The sequence below is a fragment of the Paenibacillus sp. J22FR5 genome (assembly GCF_059691975.1).
In genome coordinates, this window is record NZ_JCAUAN010000007.1 from 23,812 (window position 1) to 43,785 (window position 19,974).

General features: G+C 46.5%; 21 protein-coding genes and 1 riboswitch. Of the genes, 9 read left to right on the forward strand and 12 right to left on the reverse strand.

Annotated elements, in window-relative coordinates; all coding sequences use genetic code 11:
* Position 1: 1 nt before the first annotated feature.
* Positions 2-1,483, reverse strand: coding sequence for an amidase family protein (locus tag AC58P7_RS12050; protein ID WP_497343080.1), 1,482 nt, complete (start codon positions 1,481-1,483; stop codon positions 2-4).
* Between the two features lie 192 nt (positions 1,484-1,675).
* Here AC58P7_RS12050 and AC58P7_RS12055 point away from each other — a divergent pair, with 192 nt between their 5' ends.
* From AC58P7_RS12055 to AC58P7_RS12065, 3 genes are read left to right on the forward strand one after another with little or no spacing between them, the layout of a single operon-like run.
* Positions 1,676-2,353, forward strand: coding sequence for a GntR family transcriptional regulator (locus tag AC58P7_RS12055; RefSeq protein WP_497343082.1), 678 nt, complete (start codon positions 1,676-1,678; stop codon positions 2,351-2,353).
* Between the two features lie 30 nt (positions 2,354-2,383).
* Positions 2,384-3,490 carry a mannonate dehydratase gene (uxuA, locus tag AC58P7_RS12060; RefSeq protein ID WP_497343084.1) on the forward strand — a complete coding sequence of 369 codons (1,107 nt, stop codon included), beginning with the start codon at positions 2,384-2,386 and terminating at the stop codon, positions 3,488-3,490.
* Positions 3,474-4,328 carry an SDR family oxidoreductase gene (locus AC58P7_RS12065; protein ID WP_497343086.1) on the forward strand — a complete coding sequence of 285 codons (855 nt, stop codon included), beginning with the start codon at positions 3,474-3,476 and terminating at the stop codon, positions 4,326-4,328. The genes uxuA and AC58P7_RS12065 overlap by 17 nt, the downstream gene beginning before the upstream one ends.
* A 71-nt stretch (positions 4,329-4,399) precedes the next feature.
* On the opposite strand, the gene AC58P7_RS12070 is transcribed toward AC58P7_RS12065, so the two are convergent.
* The 3 genes from AC58P7_RS12070 to AC58P7_RS12080 all read right to left on the reverse strand — a co-directional run bounded on the left by AC58P7_RS12070 (position 4,400) and on the right by AC58P7_RS12080 (position 6,245).
* Positions 4,400-4,669 (reverse strand): Hpt domain-containing protein, encoded by a 270-nt coding sequence (locus tag AC58P7_RS12070; RefSeq protein WP_497343425.1) that lies wholly within the window; start codon positions 4,667-4,669, stop codon positions 4,400-4,402.
* Positions 4,670-4,922: 253 nt separating this feature from the next.
* Positions 4,923-5,414, reverse strand: coding sequence for a CYTH domain-containing protein (locus AC58P7_RS12075; protein WP_497343088.1), 492 nt, complete (start codon positions 5,412-5,414; stop codon positions 4,923-4,925).
* 18 nt (positions 5,415-5,432) lie between these two features.
* A complete protein-coding gene (locus AC58P7_RS12080; protein WP_497343090.1) occupies positions 5,433-6,245 on the reverse strand; it encodes a helix-turn-helix transcriptional regulator in 813 nt (270 codons plus the stop codon).
* 119 nt (positions 6,246-6,364) lie between these two features.
* On the opposite strand from AC58P7_RS12080, the gene AC58P7_RS12085 reads away from it, so the two are divergent.
* The gene (locus tag AC58P7_RS12085) at positions 6,365-8,071 is read left to right on the forward strand and encodes a glycoside hydrolase family 2 protein (RefSeq protein WP_497343092.1); all 1,707 of its coding nucleotides are present in this window, start codon (positions 6,365-6,367) and stop codon (positions 8,069-8,071) included.
* A gap of 48 nt (positions 8,072-8,119) precedes the next feature.
* On the opposite strand, the gene AC58P7_RS12090 is transcribed toward AC58P7_RS12085, so the two are convergent.
* Entirely contained in the window at positions 8,120-8,485 is a 366-nt protein-coding gene (locus tag AC58P7_RS12090) for a group I truncated hemoglobin (protein WP_497343094.1), read from the reverse strand.
* 284 nt (positions 8,486-8,769) lie between these two features.
* Positions 8,770-9,528, reverse strand: coding sequence for a hydroxypyruvate isomerase family protein (locus tag AC58P7_RS12095; protein WP_497343096.1), 759 nt, complete (start codon positions 9,526-9,528; stop codon positions 8,770-8,772).
* Between the two features lie 89 nt (positions 9,529-9,617).
* Between AC58P7_RS12095 and corA the strand changes: the two genes are divergently transcribed.
* The 3 genes from corA (at position 9,618) to AC58P7_RS12110 (ending at position 11,450) form a co-directional block, all read left to right on the forward strand.
* Positions 9,618-10,568, forward strand: a complete 951-nt coding sequence (gene corA / locus AC58P7_RS12100) for a magnesium/cobalt transporter CorA (RefSeq protein ID WP_497343098.1) — start codon at positions 9,618-9,620, stop codon at positions 10,566-10,568.
* Between the two features lie 90 nt (positions 10,569-10,658).
* Positions 10,659-10,796, forward strand: coding sequence for a hypothetical protein (locus AC58P7_RS12105; RefSeq protein ID WP_497343100.1), 138 nt, complete (start codon positions 10,659-10,661; stop codon positions 10,794-10,796).
* A 45-nt stretch (positions 10,797-10,841) separates the two neighbouring features.
* The gene (locus tag AC58P7_RS12110) at positions 10,842-11,450 is read left to right on the forward strand and encodes a hypothetical protein (protein ID WP_497343102.1); all 609 of its coding nucleotides are present in this window, start codon (positions 10,842-10,844) and stop codon (positions 11,448-11,450) included.
* A gap of 18 nt (positions 11,451-11,468) precedes the next feature.
* On the opposite strand, the gene AC58P7_RS12115 is transcribed toward AC58P7_RS12110, so the two are convergent.
* Positions 11,469-11,732 carry a hypothetical protein gene (locus tag AC58P7_RS12115; protein WP_497343104.1) on the reverse strand — a complete coding sequence of 88 codons (264 nt, stop codon included), beginning with the start codon at positions 11,730-11,732 and terminating at the stop codon, positions 11,469-11,471.
* A gap of 98 nt (positions 11,733-11,830) precedes the next feature.
* On the opposite strand from AC58P7_RS12115, the gene AC58P7_RS12120 reads away from it, so the two are divergent.
* Both AC58P7_RS12120 and AC58P7_RS12125 read left to right on the forward strand, forming a co-directional pair.
* The gene (locus AC58P7_RS12120) at positions 11,831-13,096 is read left to right on the forward strand and encodes an erythromycin esterase family protein (RefSeq protein ID WP_497343427.1); all 1,266 of its coding nucleotides are present in this window, start codon (positions 11,831-11,833) and stop codon (positions 13,094-13,096) included.
* 377 nt (positions 13,097-13,473) lie between these two features.
* Entirely contained in the window at positions 13,474-14,442 is a 969-nt protein-coding gene (locus AC58P7_RS12125) for a cation diffusion facilitator family transporter (protein ID WP_497343106.1), read from the forward strand.
* Positions 14,443-14,544: 102 nt separating this feature from the next.
* Here AC58P7_RS12125 and AC58P7_RS12130 read toward each other — a convergent pair whose 3' ends face one another.
* The 5 genes from AC58P7_RS12130 to sdhB form a co-directional block, all read right to left on the reverse strand.
* Positions 14,545-15,606, reverse strand: coding sequence for a LacI family DNA-binding transcriptional regulator (locus AC58P7_RS12130; protein ID WP_497343107.1), 1,062 nt, complete (start codon positions 15,604-15,606; stop codon positions 14,545-14,547).
* A gap of 159 nt (positions 15,607-15,765) precedes the next feature.
* Entirely contained in the window at positions 15,766-16,584 is an 819-nt protein-coding gene (locus AC58P7_RS12135; protein ID WP_497343109.1) for an ABC transporter ATP-binding protein, read from the reverse strand.
* Between the two features lie 2 nt (positions 16,585-16,586).
* Positions 16,587-17,405: an ABC transporter permease gene (locus AC58P7_RS12140; protein ID WP_497343111.1), complete on the reverse strand. Its 819-nt coding sequence runs from the start codon at positions 17,403-17,405 to the stop codon at positions 16,587-16,589.
* 118 nt (positions 17,406-17,523) lie between these two features.
* Complete coding sequence (locus AC58P7_RS12145) at positions 17,524-18,543, reverse strand: ABC transporter substrate-binding protein (RefSeq protein WP_497343113.1); 1,020 nt, start codon at positions 18,541-18,543, stop codon at positions 17,524-17,526.
* Between the two features lie 66 nt (positions 18,544-18,609).
* Positions 18,610-18,719, reverse strand: a riboswitch (guanidine-I (ykkC/yxkD leader).
* A gap of 490 nt (positions 18,720-19,209) precedes the next feature.
* On the reverse strand, positions 19,210-19,974 hold the full coding sequence (gene sdhB / locus AC58P7_RS12150; protein ID WP_497343115.1) for a succinate dehydrogenase iron-sulfur subunit: 765 nt from the start codon (positions 19,972-19,974) through the stop codon (positions 19,210-19,212).

The window sequence follows — 19,974 nt, forward strand, 5'->3', positions numbered from 1 at the left end:
GTTAGGATAGCGCGGGTTGCATGCGGTGTTTTGTTGCTTGTTCAAACCCATAGGCAATTCGGATCAACGTAGGTTCACTATACGCCGTTCCAACGAAAGTAATCCCTTGCATGCCTTTCGTTATATAGCCTCCTGGAGCAATAACGCCCGTAGAGGCGTAGCCTCCAGGTACCGTTATGGAAGGATAGCCGGCTCTTGCGGCTAGATCAGCACCGCCTTCATTACCCAGAAACAAGAGCGCATCCAGCTGATGCTCTTCTAGTGCATAATCAATGCCCAGCGTGCGTGCATTCTCCCTATTTTTCCTCAGACTATCCGCATATATTTGTTCCGTTAATGTCCCGCTTGTTTGCTCTGACCATAGTAAGGTTCCTTGGCCATACTTCAGTGTCCTTGGTGCATGCTCATTATTAAAAGCAATCACTTCAGCCAAGGAATGAACATGTACGCTCTCTGATAGCGTAGCGAGATAGGCATTCAGATCCTTTTTAAATTCGTATCTCATGACGTTACTATCCCAATCTGTTCGTTCACACGGGAGCACGACGGGATCGATAATCGTAGCGCCTTTATGCTTCAACACGGCAATAGCCGCTTCAACGATTTCAAGTCTTGCTTCATCTAAATGCTCATAATAAAAACGGGGAATTCCTATACGAGCCTGCTGCAAGTAATTGTCATCAAGGAAGGTTGTGTAATCTTGAACAGCATGCCCTTTACTTGGTAATGTGGCTGCATCCCTAACATCAAGTCCAGTTAATGCTCCGAGTACGATCGCTGCATCCCGCACTGTTCTTGCCATTGGGCCTGCTGTGTCTTGACTATGAGCAATCGGGATAATCCCTGTTCGACTAACAAGCCCTAAGGTTGGCTTAATACCAACAACACTATTCTGACTGGCAGGGCTAATAATCGAACCTGAGGTTTCGGTGCCAATTGCAGCCGCTGCGAAATGAACCGCCGTCGCTACGGCAGAGCCTGAGCTTGAACCGCCAACGAAGAGTTCCCCTGGCCCGTAGGGATTTAAAGTGAGGCCTCCTCTCGCGCTGTAGCCCGCCCACATCTCTCCAGACATGAAGCCAGCCCACTCGGTCATATTCGTTTTGCCAAGAATAACTGCCCCAGCTGCTCGAAGTTGAGTCGCCACGTAAGAGTCCTCAGCAGCAAATGAATTCGCGAGGGCGAGTGAGCCTGCACTCGTATGCATCCTGTCATGCGTATCGATATTATCCTTCAATAAAATAGGAATACCATGCAGCATCCCGCGCGATCCCTGTGAACTTCTTTCTTTATCTAAAGCTTCCGCTATGCAGAGTGCATCTGGATTTAGTTCCAAAATCGCATGTAAAACGGAATCATACTTTTCAATACGAGCTAGATACGTTTGCACGATCTGTACCGAGGTAACTTTCCCCGCCGCCATCGCTTCCTGCATGTTCGTGATATCGGTTTCGATGATCCATTTCTCTAACATGTTCTCCATATGTGGTACTCCTCTACTTTTCTGTGGTATATACAATTCTCTAAACGCTATTCGTTTCCTATAAAAGGAAGTCGGCGAGTTTACTTATAAGTAACTATCGGCTCTGAACTCTCAATCCTGAGTTACCACTACCATACTACCATACAAGTATGGTAGTATGTATTTATGCTTCATTTACCAAAGGAGAAAACTATGGATTTGTATAAGAAACCCCTTATCAGTTCGACACGAGATGCCGTCTATCACACGCTGAAGGCTCAAATTCTTAGTCTTACCCTGCTGCCAGGCGCCGCCATCTCGGAGAAAGAAATGTCAGTAAACTTCAACGTGAGTCGAACGCCCGTTCGGGAAAGCTTCGTGCAATTAGCTCAAGAAGGTTTGGTGGACATTTATCCGCAACGCGGCACAGTTGTCTCCCTCATTGATTTGGAGCTCGTTGATGAAGCGCGCTTCATACGAGAGCATCTGGAAAGCGCCGTTATCCGCTTAGCCTGCAATACTTTTCCAGAAGAGTCACTGCGCTTGCTTCAGATGAACTTAGCCTCTCAAAAAGTCTGTATGGAAGATCAAGACTACAAGAGAATGTTCGAGCTTGATGAGGAGTTTCATCGAACGATTTTCGAAGGGTGTAACAAAATGAACACTTGGGCGGTCATCCAACAAATTAATGTACATTTGAACCGTACCCGCATGCTTCGACTAGCCACCGATCATCATTGGGATGAGCTGTATGCACAGCATGGGCAGATTGTTGACGCCATCAAAGAGCAACAGCCAGATCGAGCAGAGCAAATCATACGCGCTCATCTTCAAGTTGGTATTTCCGATCAGGCATTATTGAAAGAGAAGTTTCCCACGTATTTCAAATAGGTTAGTCAAAATGGAGGCGAGTGTGCATCTATGAAAATGGTATTCCGCTGGTTTGGAGAGGGCAATGATACGGTCTCTCTTAAGCAAATTAAACAAATTCCCGGTGTTGAAGGCATTGTCTGGGCACTGCATGATGTTCCTGCCGGTGAAGAATGGCCGATGGACAAAATCCAGAAGATCAAAGCCGAGGCTGATCGTGCTGGGCTGCATATGCAGGTTGTTGAAAGTGTCAACATCCATGAGGATATTAAATTAGGGCTTCCAAGTCGCGATATCTACATCGCTAATTATAAGAAAACGATTGCCACTTTAGCACAGGTCGGTGTCAAAGTGATTTGCTACAATTTCATGCCTGTGTTCGACTGGGTACGTACGGATTTACATAAAGAGCTGGAAGATGGCTCAACGGCACTATTTTATGAAAAAAGTAAAATAGCCAACCTCGATCTCGCTGAGCATGTTGGACGGATTAATGCCAACCCTGATTTCAGTATGCCGGGCTGGGAGCCTGAGCGGCTTGCTCATTTGACGGAGCTGTTCGAGGCCTATAAGGATGTCACCGAAGAGCATCTCTGGGCGAACCTCAAGTATTTCTTGAATGAGATTATTCCGGTTGCCGCCGAATATGGCATTCGAATGGCCATCCACCCGGATGATCCGCCGTGGTCCGTATTCGGGCTTCCGCGGTTAATGACGAGCCAAGCGAACATTCGCCGCTTCTTAGCTCTCCACGACAGCCCATATAACGGGCTTACGATGTGCAGCGGCTCACTCGGTGCTAACCCGAGTAACGATATTGTCGCGATCGTGCATGAATTCGCGGATCGGATTCCTTTTGCGCATATTCGGAATGTCCGCGTGTTCGAGAATGGCGATTTCATCGAGACTTCTCATCGAACTCAGGATGGCACGGTTGATATTTCAGGTATTGTGAAGGCACTGCATGAGAACAATTACGAAGGCTTCTGCCGTCCGGATCATGGCCGACATATTTGGGATGAGCGTTGCCGGCCTGGATACGGGCTGTATGATCGGGCATTAGGTATCATGTATTTATGGGGACTTTGGGACATGATGTGTCGCCAAGGAGTTACTTTACAAGAAGGAGCTGTCACTGATTATGAGCGGATTAACTAATTTTCCATCCCTGAAAGGGAAAGTCGTTGTGATAACAGGGGGCGCTGGTGTACTGTGCCGTGTGATGGCAATGGAGTTAGCTAAACAAGGCGCGCGTATTGCCATTCTGAACCGCACCCACGAGAAAGGGCTGGCTGTCGTTCATGAAATTCAAGCAGCTGGTGGCGAAGCGATTGCGGTTGCTTGCGATGTAACCGTGGCAGAAAGTGTAGAGCAAGCTGCAGCCTCCGTCACGGAACAACTGGGCACTTGCGATATCCTGATTAATGGCGCGGGAGGCAATAACGCCAGTGCGAATACGACGAATGAAATTTTCAAGTTGGAGGATATGGCGAATCCAGATATACAATCCTTCTATGATCTAAGTATTCCTGGGTTCCGCAACGTGCTTGATCTTAATTTCGTGGGTACGTTAATTCCAACCCAAGTTTTCACCAAACATATGCACGGCAAAGCAGGTGCGACGGTTATCAATATCTCATCCATGAGCGCACCTTCACCCATGACCAAAGTGCCTGCCTACAGCGCAGCGAAAGCAGCTATCGATAACTTTACGAAATGGTTGGCAGTTCATTTGGCAGAAAGCGGCATTCGCGTGAATGCCATAGCACCGGGTTTCTTTTTGACAGAGCAGAATGCCAAATTGTTAATGAAGGAAGACGGAACACTAACCGATCGCTCTCATAAAATCATTGCCCATACCCCGATGCGCCGATTCGGCAAGCCGGAGGATTTATTAGGCACCTTGCTATGGCTGGCTGATTCGGACATGTCCCGCTTCGTGACAGGAACAACGATCCCTGTGGATGGCGGATTTATGGCATATTCGGGCGTCTAGCAGGATTATTGCATTTAAAAAGCTACTCCCCTTCAGCCTCAGCTGAAAGAGAGTAGCTTTTCATTTAAGAATTAAACTTCATCCGGAATACAAACGATATTACGCTCAATTTCTGCTGCGATCTCGGCAAGCTGCTCCTCATAGTTTTCCTTAAGGAGAATCGTCGATTGAAGCTTCTCTGCTCCCGCGTGCAACGCATCGGCCGACAGACTGCCTGCTACACCAATGAGCGTATGTGCAGCTCTTTTAGCAGCGACCCAATCCCTCTCACGTTGATGACCCCTAATACTCTCTTTCCCTTCAACACGGGCTAGTGCACTTTCCCAGTCTATTGAAGGGATTCGCTTATAGTAAGGATTTTCTACAAAAGGGGATCACTTTGTTCAATAACTTGGAATGGTAAGGTAAACGTGAAGCGACTGCCCTTGCCAACTGCACTTTCAGCTTTCAGTACTCCGCCCATCAGGCCAATGAAGGTAGCCAAATTTGAATGGAAACAAAAACAAAGGCAGCTACGATCGATAAAAAACTTCTACTTAGAATTTTAGCGAAGCATGTTTTTTGCTCATACTTCGCTAATGAATGAGCCAACAATTAGCGCTTCTGCAAGGCAACCCACATCGACTTATTTCGGAACTCTTCCTCAGAACCCAGCTCTCTTCCGAACCAGGACGGTGCTTCAAAACGCTGTGCTGCCTCCAAATCGGCAAACTCGACTTCAACGACCAGAAGATCGATTTGTTTATATTCATCAATTTCAAATGTAACCCCGTCCGCTTCAAGCGTTGTACGAATCTTCTCTAACGGAATTAGTCCCGTTCGCTCCAACAGCTGCTTGTAAATCGGTTCAGTAATGCGATACTCGACTTCTTCTCGAACCATCCCATGACCCGATTTGAAGGTATGTGTATAGTTTGACTCCCCTGAACGATCTACGAGCTCGCGTACTCGAATTTCTTGATCATCGGAGAAGGCCAAATACGTTTGATAAATATATTGTTTGGACACCAACGTTAGTTCCTTATTCGCAAGTTCAGCCTCAGGGAACGCAGGCAATAAATACTTTCTCTCAATTTCGGCACCCATAATTCGGTTAGCCCCTCTCTATTTGTTCATTGTGCGAAAACGAGCCGGTGAAATCTCGTTCCATACTCGAAACATTTTACCAAAATGAAACTCATCTGCAAATCCACAAGCATCCGCTATCGCCTTCATCGGCTCATCCGTCAGCAAAAGCATCGTCTTCGCTTGCTCATTCCGGACCTTATTTAAATACTCCTTAGGGGAGATCCCCACATGTTTCATGAACATTTTGCGTAATTGAGATACGGAGATATGATTGGTCTTAGCCAATTCTTCCAGCCTTATGGGCTGATCATAACACGTTTCCAGCCACAGCTTCGCTTGCTGAAAGGCTTTCATGTAGAGGTCCTGGGACGTATTCGTATCCTTCATATAAAAAATCAACCGCGACAAAACATACTGGAATTCCGCCTGTCGTTCATGAGGATCGGTCCCTTTCATTGACCAGATGCGTGTAAACTGAGCTTCTAGCCAATCCGACTGCTCTGGTGAATTCGGTTTATAAAAAGGGATCGGCAGCGCGTCCACCCGAACAGGATTATGCCAATGCTCTTGTTCATAGGGAATATCAAATACATCAAAAAGAAGCATTCTAATACATAATGGCTTGTCCAAGGAAGATGTCATTGTTAAGGTGAAACCTGGCTTTAAATACAACAAATTCCCGGCATGCACGCGCAGTGGTTCTTCACCTATCTCGTGGAGAAATTCCCCTTCGCCACTCATAATCCAATACAGCGAATGTACATCTGTCGTGTTGCGAATATCTTTCCAGCCTGGAACGGGAGGCTTCTCATAGGAAAGCCGATGATGATAAATACGGTGGTTATTCAAAAGAATAGATCACCAGCCTTGTAGCGATTTTGACAAATTGAAATGAGGTTTATCCATTTAAATTGGCTCTTCTTCTATGATACGCTTTACGAAACATACATGAAAGGGGCTTGTATATCGTGATACGTACTTTTCAACAGCATAACCTGCGGCCTACACAACTTTTGGATGGATTATGGGATTTCATTACGGATCCTGACAATAAAGGTGTTTTTGAAGGCTGGGCCACTCAATTCCCGGCGGGCTCCCGAAAATTCGTCGTTCCATCCTGTTGGAATAACGAATTAGGCAGTTACGATTATATCGGTGCTGCCTGGTATCGCACCCATTTCGAAACGCTTCAAAATGCGAATATTCGCCTAGTCTTTGAAGGTATTCTCCACCATGCAGATGTGTACGTGGATGGTCAGCATATTGGCTACCATTTTGGCGGCTTCACACAGTTTGCGATGATTCTGCCCCATCTTGCTGCTGGTAAGCATGAACTCGTGATTCGTGTTGATAATACGGTGGATTGGCAGACACTGCCGACGGACATTGCTGATTGGCACTCCTATGGCGGGATCATTCGCTCAGTTGAGCTGCAGGAACTGCCTGATGTTTATATTAATTCGATGAAAATTGATTATGCATTGAAGGAAGACGCGGCAGAGGTTCATCTGCAAATTTCGTTGATCTCTTTGAGCCAAGAGGATTGCTTCCTAGAGGTTAAAGCATCCACAGAAGGACTTTCACTCTCATCTTCTGATGTGCTGGTCGCTGCGGGTCAATCTACGAATCTCACACTAAGTGGAAGCCTGGCGGATATTCAGAGATGGGATGTCGGCCAACCTTTTCTTTATACATTTACCGTTACGGCAGGCAAAGACGATCTCATCGACCGGACAGGTTTCCGTACGGTTGAGGTTCAGGGCAGCGACATTCTACTTAATGGCAAAAAGCTGTACCTACAAGGCGTAAATCGGCACGAGGAGCATCCAGAGTGGGGATTTGCTTTCCCGCCGAAGCTGATGCTGAAGGATCTAGACATTTTGTCCGATATGGGTTGCAATATCGTACGTGGATCTCATTATCCACAAAGCCAGTTCTGGATCGATTTACTCGACGAGCACGGTATGCTGCTATGGAGCGAAATTCCGATGTGGGGCTGCTTTATGAGTGTTGAAACACTGGCAAGCCCAATATTTAGAGACCGCGGCGTCCATATGTTGGATGAGATGATCACCCGCGACTACCATCACCCATCCATCATTTTCTGGGGCGCCCACAACGAAATTGATACACGGACGGAAGAAGCTCACGAGCTGACGAAAGCTTTCGTAGGCAAAATCCGCAGCATGGACTCCAGCAGGCTCGTCACTTACGCGACTATGCATCCGGAGCAGGATATTGTGCTTTCCTATTTCGACGTTATCGGCATTAATAAATATTACGGCTGGTATGAAGGCAGCGTAGATGGATTTAGTACTATGCTGCAGAACTACTATCTCAATGCGGAGAAGCAAGGCGCTGGCGGCAAGCCTGTTATCATGAGCGAGTTCGGCGCGGCGGGGATTTTTGGCGATGCCGGCTGGGAGCTGCGCTTATTCAGCGAAGATTATCAGGCCGATGTCGTCACGCGTGCTTTGAAAATATTCCGCGACGACCCTCGCATCGTCGGCACGCTCATCTGGCACTTCGCTGACATTCGCGTCGATGTGCGGAGTGACCGCCCTTACTTCCGCGATCGCGCGCGGAGCTTTAATAACAAAGGCTTGCTCAGCGAGTATCGCAAACCGAAATTGGCTTATCGCTTAGTGAAGGAGATTTATCGATCGGAACGATGAGACAAAGGGACTCAGCCTATGCGGGCTGGGTCCCTTTTTAACGAACACTCATTTATATAAGATATCGTCCTTCAACGTCGAAACCTTCGCCAACACTTGATTGATCTCCCCTTCACCCACTTGAAAATGGGCTAGCGCATCATGAAGATGCGTGGCAATCGCTTGAAAATGTTCTGGCTGCAAATTCATGCCTGCATGCGCTTTAGCCATAGATGTCCCCGTATACTGATTCGGCCCGCCTAACGCAAAGCTAAAAAATTTCGCTTGATGCTTACGCTGCTTTTCCATATCTGTATGTTCAAAAAAGTGATTGACCGTATCATCCGCCAAAACCAGCTGATAAAAGTAGTCCACCACAGCCGTAATGGCCCCTTCTCCGCCGAGCTTGTCGTATAGTGTTGCTTCTGTTTCCATATGTATCCTCCTCGTAAGAACTATTCGGATATATTACCCATTTTTCAATGAAATTATCTTTGATTTATGGGTTATTACCGCCTTAAACGGCTGTTAGATGATTTCAAAATCGTGTTCCAGAAAAGAACGACAAGTGTGAGCGGATATTTGTTATAAATAAAAAAGGGACCTAGCCAACGGGGCCAGGTCCAAAGTTTATATTAAAAAAGGGGGTCTTGTTTATTATAGTACCCTTTCTATGTTAGAGGACTGTAACGGGAATGTTCCAATTGTGTTACAAATTTTTAGTGATTGTGACGTTTCATCAGATTACGAAGTCCGACCTTCGGCTTTTCAAGCGGAAAATACTCCAGCCCCATATGACCTGTGTAGCCAATCTCATCGATGGCACGGAAGATCTGCTCATAGTTCAATTCACCGTTATCCAGCTCATGTCTACCGGGACATCCTGCCGCATGGAAATGACCGATCCACGCCATATTCTCGCGAATATTGGATAGGAGATTGCCTTCTGTAATCTGTTGATGATACACATCGAACAACACTTTCACGAAAGGGCTCTCAACTTGCTTCACAATGTGGAAAGCTTCTTCCGATGATGCTAAGAAATAACCTTGATGGTTAACACGTGTATTCAGCGGCTCAACTAACAGCGTCACACCCTCTTTTTCCAAAAGAGGTACACATGCCCTTAGCCCATCAATCAGTGATTGTGTCTGTGCCTCTCTCGACACACCTTCAAGTGCTTGTCCTACTTGGGAAATCAACTTCGTGCAGTTCAAACGCTTCGCAACGGCAATCGATTCGGTGAGCCCTTCCACATAAGCACTGCGTTGAGTTGGATCTACCAAGCTTACGAATTTCGTACAAAATGTCGCAATCGAGACACCTGCTTCTGTCACGGCAGCCATTACGGCATCAATATCCTTTTGCCACCAAGACCAGAACTCAATCGTATCGTAACCAATCTCCTTCAGCTCATGAACACTTTCTCTAAAATCTCGCCCTTGATACAGCGCATCCACACAAACGGATAGCTTCATCCTAACCCTTCTTTCCATTCTAATCTTATCTCATTGTATGGTAAAATGAAGCAAATGCCTACAGAAAATATCACGCTAGGAGCTCTTATATGATACGAACGCTAGCCATCACTACCGACTTTGCTGTGATTCATGATCTCCCGCTTGAGGAGCTTTCTTCGCCATCCATCCATTGGTTCTGGGTTGATTTCTATAATCCGAATGAAGCGGAAGCCTCGAAATTGAAGGACCATTTCCACTTTCATCCACTTGCTATTGAGGACTGCTTTCATTTCATGCAACGACCGAAAATCGATCATTATCCCAATGTTCATTTCTTTGTCATGCATGCAATGAATGCTAAGACGCTGGATGCGGAAGAAGTGGATATGTTCCTAGGCAGCAACTATATCGTCACCTTTCATTTGCATGAATCCAGAGAAATAGAAGATGCCTGGGTCCGCGTTTCGGAGCAAGAGAGTGTGCGAAATCAAGGCGAAAGCTATGCGGCCTATTTAATTTTAGATAATCTCGTCGATCAATATTTCCCAAGCGTCTATCAAATCGAAGACCAACTCGAAGACATCGAAAATAATATGAACGCCGCAGCCATTGATGCGTTGATGAACCAAGTTTTTGAAATCCGTTCCCAACTGTTGAAATTACGACGTACAATCGTCCCGATGCGTGACCTTCTGTATAGAATTATCAGTACAGACCGGATCGAACAGGTGCGTGAGCATCTCGTCTTTTTCACGGATATTCATGACCACTTGCTCAAGCTATCTGAAATGATTGACTCTAATCGTGAGATCACGGCGGATATCCGAGACAGCTACATCTCGCTCAGCTCCAATCGCATGAATACGATTATGAAAACGTTGACGGTTATTACGACGATTTTCATGCCATTAACGTTTATCGCAGGCATCTATGGTATGAATTTCGCCTATATGCCTGAGCTTGAATGGCGATGGGGATATTTCGCGGTGCTCCTCATTATGCTTGCCATCGGCTTCGGTATGTTCGCTTGGTTCCGGAAGAAGGGCTGGTTCAAATAAGCAGTTTTAAAATTCGCTTCAATAAAATAACGGGTGCATCCTAATAAAGGAGCATAACACGCTTTTTCGGAAGAAAGGGAACTTCGTCATATGAAGGAATTACAAGAGCTACAGATGGATGCAACAACGAGAGAGCAACCGATTAGCATTGCCATTGATGATTATACGAATCATTTTCTGGCTGCCTATCCCGTTCACTGTGAATTTCCTTTCCCATCCCCTCATTAACCGCTATACTAAATGGATACATTTGGAAGGTGGAGATGCATGACTATGGCTTGGTCAGAACTACAATTGATCCCCAATGAATACAATGATGAGATGAAAAAGATTGATGAATCCCTTCTTCATCTGTTAACAGAGCGTAAATTCTTAGCTAAAGGCAGACGATTTTACCCACAAAAGGAAGTCCTCCAAGAATGGTCAACCCGATTCGGTATTGAGATTCCACAAATCAACTGGTTACTCAACAGTCTGAATGAAACCAGCTACCCTGTCATGCCGACTGAGCTAGGCGATTTGGTGCATGTTTTGTCTATTATGAAGAAATCCGTCGTTGAGGGCTTTGAATATGCGTTGACACATTCGATGCAGCATCAACACAGTAGTATTGTTTACGTTGAAATCAAACCCATCGAACATGACATGCACATCGGTCACGTCCGACCTCAACTCCTTTTAGATGTCATTGGTAATCAGCCCTTTAATGTCCGCAGATATGGCTCTCACGGCGGCGGTGGACGAACGCAAATCACTTACCTCATCACACCGCGCTTACCTGAAAACATAGATGACGTGCATTTCGCATTAATTCCTTACGCAAGTCCGATGGAAGCTCCGCCGAAAGAAATAATTTTAGATCAGGAAGTTCAATTTGGTTAGTTGGGAAGATTATTACCTCTAGATCGGCATTTCCAGTTCCCCGAACCCATCCAAACCTTTCATCTGTTTCTGTTTGACCAGCCCAAGCTTATTCGCATAATCATTCAGCAATGCAAAAACAGTAAACTGATGTAGCCGGACATCAAAAGACGGTTCGTTTCGCGCCTCGGGGTTGAACGGCTGTAGAACAACCGTTGCTCCACCTCTACTCCCATGCTCGTTAACTGGCACATTAAAGGAGACATACTCGTTAAACCCGTCTGCCACTGTAATCACCGTCACAAGTCCCATACTCTCATGATTCCAAGCGACTTTTTTTATGCGGTTTTTTGTGCATACTACATATGAAAATTATAGAAAAGGAGTACATACAAGTGAACATGGACGAACTCATTGTGGAACAAATCAAGAAGCAGGCTGTACCTTTGAACAGCTCAAACGATTTGGATGTGTTAATCGAAGCGATTGGCGATAAGAAGTACGTTTTACTTGGCGAGGCCTCGCATGGCACTTCCGAATTTTATAAGCTGCGCATGGCGTTAAGTCGTAAATTAATTGAGACGAAGGGATTTTCTTTTATCGCTGTTGAGGGAGACTGGCCTTCCTGCTATGAGGTTAACCGTTATGTGAAGCACTATAAGGATGCGAAGCGAAACGCCCGTGAGGTTATGGAAACATTTAATCGCTGGCCAACGTGGATGTGGGCGAATGAAGAGGTTGGGGAATTGATGGATTGGCTAAAAAAACATAATGAAGATAAACCGATGGAAGAGCGTGTCGGTTTTTATGGACTAGACGTTTATAGTTTATGGGAGTCCTTGGAAGAAATCGAACGCTATTTTCAGGAAAAAGGCACGCCCGAGCAGTTAGCTATAGCCCGTAGAGCCTTTGAGTGCTTCGATTCTTATGAAAAAGAGGGACAAAACTACGGCGTATCCGCGGCTTTCTACGGCGAAAGCTGCAAGGACGATGTCGTGAAGCTGTTGAAGGAGCTTCACGCGAAACGCGTGCGTTATGACGAAGATAGCGAAGCTGCCCTCAGTGCGGAATTGAACGCGCTTGTTGCCGTAAACGCGGAGGATTATTACAGCACCATGGTCAGGCACGACGCGGAGTCGTGGAACGTCCGCGACCGACACATGGTCGAAGCGCTGCGCCGTCTCGTCGACCACCATGGCCCAGACGCCAAGGTCATCGTCTGGGAGCATAACACGCACATCGGCGATGCGCGTGCAACCGATATGCTGGCCGACGGCATGGTCAACGTCGGCCAGCTTGTGCGCGAAGCGCACGGCGAAGCCGATGTATGTGCCATCGGCTTCGGCACTTACCGCGGCACCGTCATTGCCGCGAAATCTTGGGGCTCGCCGATGGCGACGATGCAAGTGCCAGCTGCCCAGCCAGGCAGCTGGGAGGAGCTTATGCATCGCGCCGGCGCGCACGATCAGATCCTCCTGCTACGCCAGGAGGATCCGTTACTGGGGCACGAGGTGCTGGGGCACCGTGCCATTGGTGTCGTGTACCGCCCCACTTCTGAGCGAGGGAACTACGTTCCCTCGGTGATGGCCCGGCGGTATGACGCCTTCGTGCATGTGGATGAAAGCCATGCGCTTCATCCACTAACCATAGAAAAAGTGCTTGTGTGAACTCACACAAGCACTTTTTTTGTAACCAAGGTGATTATTCCTTGAAATTAGAAGTTCAACGGCATCTTCGAAAGTGTTTCTGGTGCTACACACAAAAAAAGGAACCCAGCCAACGGGGCCGGGTTCTAAAAGTTTATATTAAAAAGGGGGTCTTGTTTATTATATTACCAAGTAAACATTATGGTACCATAACAGGAATATTTCATTTATATTACAAAATTGAAAACGCTTTATTTTTTGTGTCCTTGTCCTTGTCCTTGTCCTTGTCCTTGTCCCCTTACTTCAAATTTCTTCCACAAATCCAGTTGCACCTTTCACCCAAGTAGCATATACTAGGTATATATTAATTAGAATTATTCTAAATAAGGAGGAACCCTATGAGCGTCGAGTATGACTATCACCATCTCCACCATGTGAAAGAACAAAGTAAGTCAAGAAAAACCCTGTGGGTCACCCTCATATTAACTGCCTTTTTTACCATTGTAGAAATTGTCGGTGGGGTGCTTTCGAATTCCCTTGCTCTTTTATCCGATTCTGCCCATATGATTTCAGATGTTATTGCGTTGGGACTCAGCATGGTTGCCTTGCAGCTCGCTACACGTCAGCCTAATGCTCGGTTCACTTTTGGATTCCTGCGGTTTGAAATTGTTGCTTCATTTCTAAATGGATTAGCGCTTTGTATTATCGCAGTTGGGATTTTTATTGAAGGTATCCAGCGTGTCATTCACCCGCAACCCATACAGTTGGGACTTATGCTGGGTATTGCCTCGATTGGTTTCGTTGTTAACCTCGTGCTTACGTTGGTGCTCCATAACAGCGTCAAGGAGGAAGACAATCTCAATGTACAAAGCGCGCTCTGGCACTTTTTTGGCGACTTACTCAGTTCGGTAGGTGTCATCCTTTCATCCATTGTCATTTACTACTCAGGTCTTCTTTGGTTCGATCCACTGATTTCGATGGTAATCGGGGGTATTATTTTTACAGGCGGGGGCAAAATCATCCGAGAATCCTTCATGATCCTGATGGAATCCGTCCCCGAAAAGTTTAATTTAGACGAAATTCGTGCCGTCATTGCGAAAGTGGAAGGGGTAGAAGATGTGCATGAAATGCATCTCTGGGCGGTTTCGACCGATCACTACTCACTGACTGCGCATGTGTTCATTAGTTCGAACATCCAACCGTTCTGTGTGATTTTGGCAATCAATGAGACGTTGAAAAGCAAGTATGGGATCGAGCATGCCACGATTCAGATCGAGCACGCGGGCATTAATCCACATGGGGAGTATGGGAAAGACTTTCTGCGGCAGCAAAAGCAAATAAAACATCAAAGTCATACAGACGCCTGATTCATCGCTTTGCCAGTGCATTTATCGGTTACTAGTAGTAACCTCCGCAATATAAGACAAATAAAAACCGTTAATCACTTCTCCCAAAGTGATCAACGGTTTTTATTTATTATGCGTAGATTTACGCACAATCATCTCCATATCGATGAGCAGCTCATGCCCCTTCATCTGCGCGAGATAAGAGTCAAGCAGCGTGGCGCTCTCCTCATCCAGCTCTTCCCCCATCTGCCGCATCAGGAAAGCCGCGACTAAGCTCGTTTGCAGCTCAACTGGCATCTCGAAGCTCGTAATGGAAGGAAAGCTTGCCTTCGCAAAATGCTCATTATCCATCCCAATGAGCTGTACCTCTTCAGGAACTCGAATCCCTCGATCATGGCACTCCGAAATGAACTCAAGCGCTAGCGCATCATTGAACGTATAAATGCCGATTGGCCGTAACTCACCGCTCACGCGCAGCGACTCATCCAAGGTGCCAGCTACGCCCAGCTCTCCGGCATCCAAAAGCGCATGCACGATTGTCTCAGCCTTATCGCCTAGCCCCGCGAGAAAACCGTCGATCCGCTGCTCATTCGCTCCCATACCTTTACGTCTGCCAGCATAGAAAACAGCTTGGCAGCCATGTTCTAGGAAATACTGCACAGCCTGGCTCGATGCCTTCGCGAAATCCAAATTCACCGCCAACTTCGTAATGTCACTGGGCCATCCCCAGCCATTAAAAATGACAAGCGGCGTTCCCTCGCCAACCAACTGCTGCGTGGAATGCATGCTGATCGCCAAGCCATGACTCACTAGGCCATCCACGCGTCTTTGCAACAAATGCTCTAAATGCCTTTGCTCAACTTCAGGATCCATACCTGCCGCTGAAAATACCGATAAATGATAACCATAGCTGTGAAACTTCTGTTCCAGCTTCTCAGCAAATCTGCCGTAATACCCGCCAAAATGCGGGAGAATCAGCCCTAACTCATTCGAGCGACGCCGACTTAAATTCGTTGCCATGACGTTCCGGCGATAACCTAGTCGCACAACCGCCTCTTCCACTTTGCGGATCGTCTCCGGTGACATCGGAACCTTCCTTCGGTTAATTACATTCGACACCGTCGCAATGGAAACACCTGCTTCCGAGGCAACATCGACGATGGTAGCTTGTTTATTTTTTTTCATCCCATGCCCTCATTCTTAAAACGCTTAAACTCATTGTAGCTAGAAGCAAATAGCTCGTCAAATCCCTGCCTCTTTTGCAAAAATACAAAGCGCAAAAAAGCGAGTCCTTAAGTAGATGCTTCTACTTACGGGACCCGCCTCTTACCTAATAATTAGCCGCTACTCGTCATGATGCCCGATCAACGAAATGATCTGCTTCTTCAGCTTTACGAAAGCTTCCGAATCCTTCACATCTTCCACCTGCCGCAGCCCGCGAGGTATCACAATCTCACTGCGGATCGTTCCTGGATGCGCCTGCATCACATATACCCTTTGCGATAAGAAAATCGCTTCCTCAATATCATGGGTAATGAAGACGACTGTGGTCTTCTCCTTTTCCCATATTCGCAGCAGCAGCTCCTGCATCGAATTCTTCGTTTGCGGATCAAGTGCCCCGAACGGTTCGTCCATCAGCAGCACTTCAGGATTATTCGCTAAGGCACGCGCAATCGCAACCCGCTGCTTCATACCGCCAGAAAGCTCCTTCGGCAGCGACTTCGCGAATTTATGCAAGCCGACTAGCTCCATGAAGTGATCGGATATCGCTCTCTTTTCGAAAAGAGGAACGCCCTTCAGTGTTAAACCGAACTCGATATTCTCCCTTACCGTTAGCCATGGGAATAACGTATAGCTCTGGAACACCATACCTCTGTCAGCCCCAGGACCGTCAATTTCTTGACCGGAGATACTCAAATCCCCCATCGTCAAAGGCTCTAATCCTGCAATAATACGCAATAAGGATGACTTTCCACAGCCCGAAGGACCGACAAAGCTGACAAATTCATGTGCATCCACGTGAAAGGATACGCGATCCAATGCTACGAATTGGGACTTCTTCGTGCTGTATACCTTCGTAACATCGACAGCATCGATTTTCCGTACACTCACACTTTTTTCGCTGGAGGGCACGCTGTTGTAATCCAAATTCAATGCTTCCATATCTAACGCCCTCCTTCCAGCCATGGGAAAAATCGCTTATGACAATATGCAAATGTGCGATCCGTCAGCAAGCCTAGCAAACCAATCGCAATGATGCCTACAAAAATTTGATCCGTGTTCAGGAACCGCTGTGCCTTCATTATAGAGAATCCAAGTCCACTGCTTGCCGCAACAAGTTCAGCTACGACTAAATACGTCCAAGCCCAGCCAATGATTAGGCGCAGGGTATTCATCAAATCAGGGAGCAGTGCAGGAATCAGCACTTTTTCGATCACTTGCCAACGTTTCGCCCCGAGTGTATACGAGGTTTGCAGTAGATCATTGGATACCGATCGGGTATTATCTGCAACCATCAGCATCAGCTGGAAGAAGCATCCCAAGAAGATAACGAGTACTTTCGCCCATTCACCAATCCCCGCCCATACCATGATTAAAGGAATGAACGCTGTCGCAGGCATATACCGAATAAATTCCGCCCCCGGCACGATCAGCGCTTCTGCAAAACGAAACGTACCTGCCAAGATCCCAAGTGGAATCCCGATTAAGCAAGCGAGCAAGAATCCACCGCCAACTCGGAAAATACTAATCCAAACATTATGCCAGAACACAGGGTTCTGTAGTTGAATCCCAAACTGCCGGAGTACTTGATCCGGTGTCGGGAGGAAGGTACGATTGACGAGTTCGCCGTAGCTCATCACGCTCCAGAACAATAACACAACCGCAACGATAAGCACGACGCCAGACATATAGGATTTACGACTAATCTCGCCCCTTATGGCAAACAACGTGGACTTGCGTCTTTTTTTTATCTGCGTTTCCATCTGCAGTCCTCCTGTTCCGCCTTTATTTAAATATCAGAATATATATGTTTCACTAGATAAATTGGCTATATTTTTGGATAAACGCACTCGTCCTAGTAGGACGGCGTAGCCGTTTATTTTACTTGCGCTCCTTCATGACTTCTTCCACAAAATGGCCATCCAAGAAGGTTTCTGGTTTCGGTATTGTCGAGAGCATATCCAAACCTTTAAGGAATTCGGCTGTTTTCCCAGAAGTAAAGGCAAGTGATTCTAATGAATCTGCTTTTGCAAAAGCTTTGATATTATCCTCCAGTTGGAAAATCTTCACGCTGTCTATGCCCGCTTTGTACTCATCGACTGGAGTCTCTGCCGCTTTGGCCATAATTTTCAAGGACTCTTCTGGATTGGCTTTCCAGTAATCTAAAGCATCAAACCAAGCATTGATAATTTTCTTAACATCGTCTGGGCGATTCTTCGTAATTTCTTCTTTAAAGACGAGCAGATCTGGAATTAATCCCGGTGTATCCTTGGATGAGAAGAGCAGCTTCCCTTTCCCCTCTTGAATCGCTTTGCTTAAGAAGGGCTCCCATAGTACGGCAGCATCCAGGTTACCTGAGATGAAAGCCGGTCCTGCATCGTTGACTGTCATATTCGTATAGGAGACATCTTTCTCTGCTAACCCAGCTTTCTCAAGTGCTGTCAGCATAAGAAGATGATCGACGGTTCCAAGCTCTGTTGCTACTTTTTTGCCTTTCAAGTCATTCAAGGAATTGATGCTAGGCTTCACAACAACGCCATCGCCGCCATTGGAATTATCATTTACTAGAACGGCTTTAAGCTTAATGCCTTTACTTGCCGGTGCCAGTGTATCACTTAACGTCTGACTATTTGCATCTACTTTACCTGAAGCAAGTGCGGATAAGGAGTCACTGTAAACTGGGAACCAAACTAAGTCCACATTCACGCCATTTTTCTCGAAAAAGCCCTTTTCCTTCACGAGGTACCAGACGAACCAGCCCGGCCATGGGCTTAGCGCCAATTTGATTGGCTCATTGCTGCCTCCCGCTTTCGTACTCGCTTCTTTGCTTCCACACCCGCTAATAATGACTGTAAAAGTTAATAATACCGCTAACATCAGAACTATTGTTTTTTGTCTCATGCCCCGAACTCCCTCTCTTTATAAAATGATAAAAGGAAAAGCCCGGAATGATATCATATTCTGATATCCTCCCGGGCTTTTATCCCTCCGTGTGCACGATGAAGCTCATCGTGTGTCTTCTCTTGGACCTGACCAACAGCCAACACTACTGTCGCGGAACCCTAGAAAACAAGTTTGCTATGCGGTTGTTTCTTCGTTGTCTTACTTTTGTCTATATCATACTTAGATTGATCAATGATGTCAATATATATAACACAAATAAATAATAGGTTGTCAAAATGCGATCATACGTAATATTATATAACATCTAAAGATTCCAAACGGAGGTGTCGCGATGTATTCGATTCATTTCCACATTCACATGTTAGATAAAAAGCACATTCAACCCGCCCCGGCCATGAAACCAGCTGAGGGATCTTCACCACGATATGCCGATCTCACTACGCCGAGCCATACTTTCCAGCATCCTCAATTGATTTCCCCTATAAATAAGCACGAATATGAACCCACTCCATGCCCCCGCAGCTCACTAACCTCTACACATGATGAAGATGACCTGAGACTCTGACTCAGGTCTTTTTGTTCGGATACCTCCGCGCATACATACGAAAAACAAAAAGCCCGACGCTCCCATTACTGGGAGGCCGGACTTCATTTCAGCGGTTCTTACACGCCTAACCATTTCTTGAACAGGTGCTTCGTCGTATCTGCATTCAACGCTGCGATTGATGTCGTAAGCGGAATGCCCTTTGGACAGGAGCGTACGCAGTTCTGCGAGTTACCGCAGCCTTCGATACCGCCATCTGTCATCAACGTATCCAAACGCTCGTCTTTGTTCATTTCACCTGTTGGGTGAGCATTGAATAGACGAACTTGGGAAAGCGCAGAAGGCCCGATAAACGAGTTCTTGTCGTTCACGTTCGGACAAGCTTCCAAACACACGCCGCATGTCATACATTTGGACAACTCGTAAGCCCATTGACGCTTCGACTCGGCCATACGCGGTCCAGGACCAAGGTCGTACGTTCCGTCGATTGGAACCCATGCTTTAACCTTTTTCAACGCGTTGAACATACGTCCACGGTCGATAACAAGGTCACGCATAACCGGGAACGTGCTCATAGGTGCTACACGAATTGGCTGCTCCAGCTTATCTACAAGTGCAGAACAAGCTTGACGCGGCTTTCCGTTAATGACCATGGAACAAGCGCCACACACTTCTTCCAGACAGTTGGATTCCCAACATACAGGTGTTGTTTTGTCGCCTTTAGCATTCTTAGGATTACGCTGAACCTCCATCAAACCGCTGATCACGTTCATGTTCGCGCGGTAAGGAATTTCAAACTCCTCCGTGTACGGTTTAGAATCAGGACTCTCTTGACGAGTCACGATAAACTTCACGGTTTTTTGTGCGCTTAGTGTCTCCGCCAT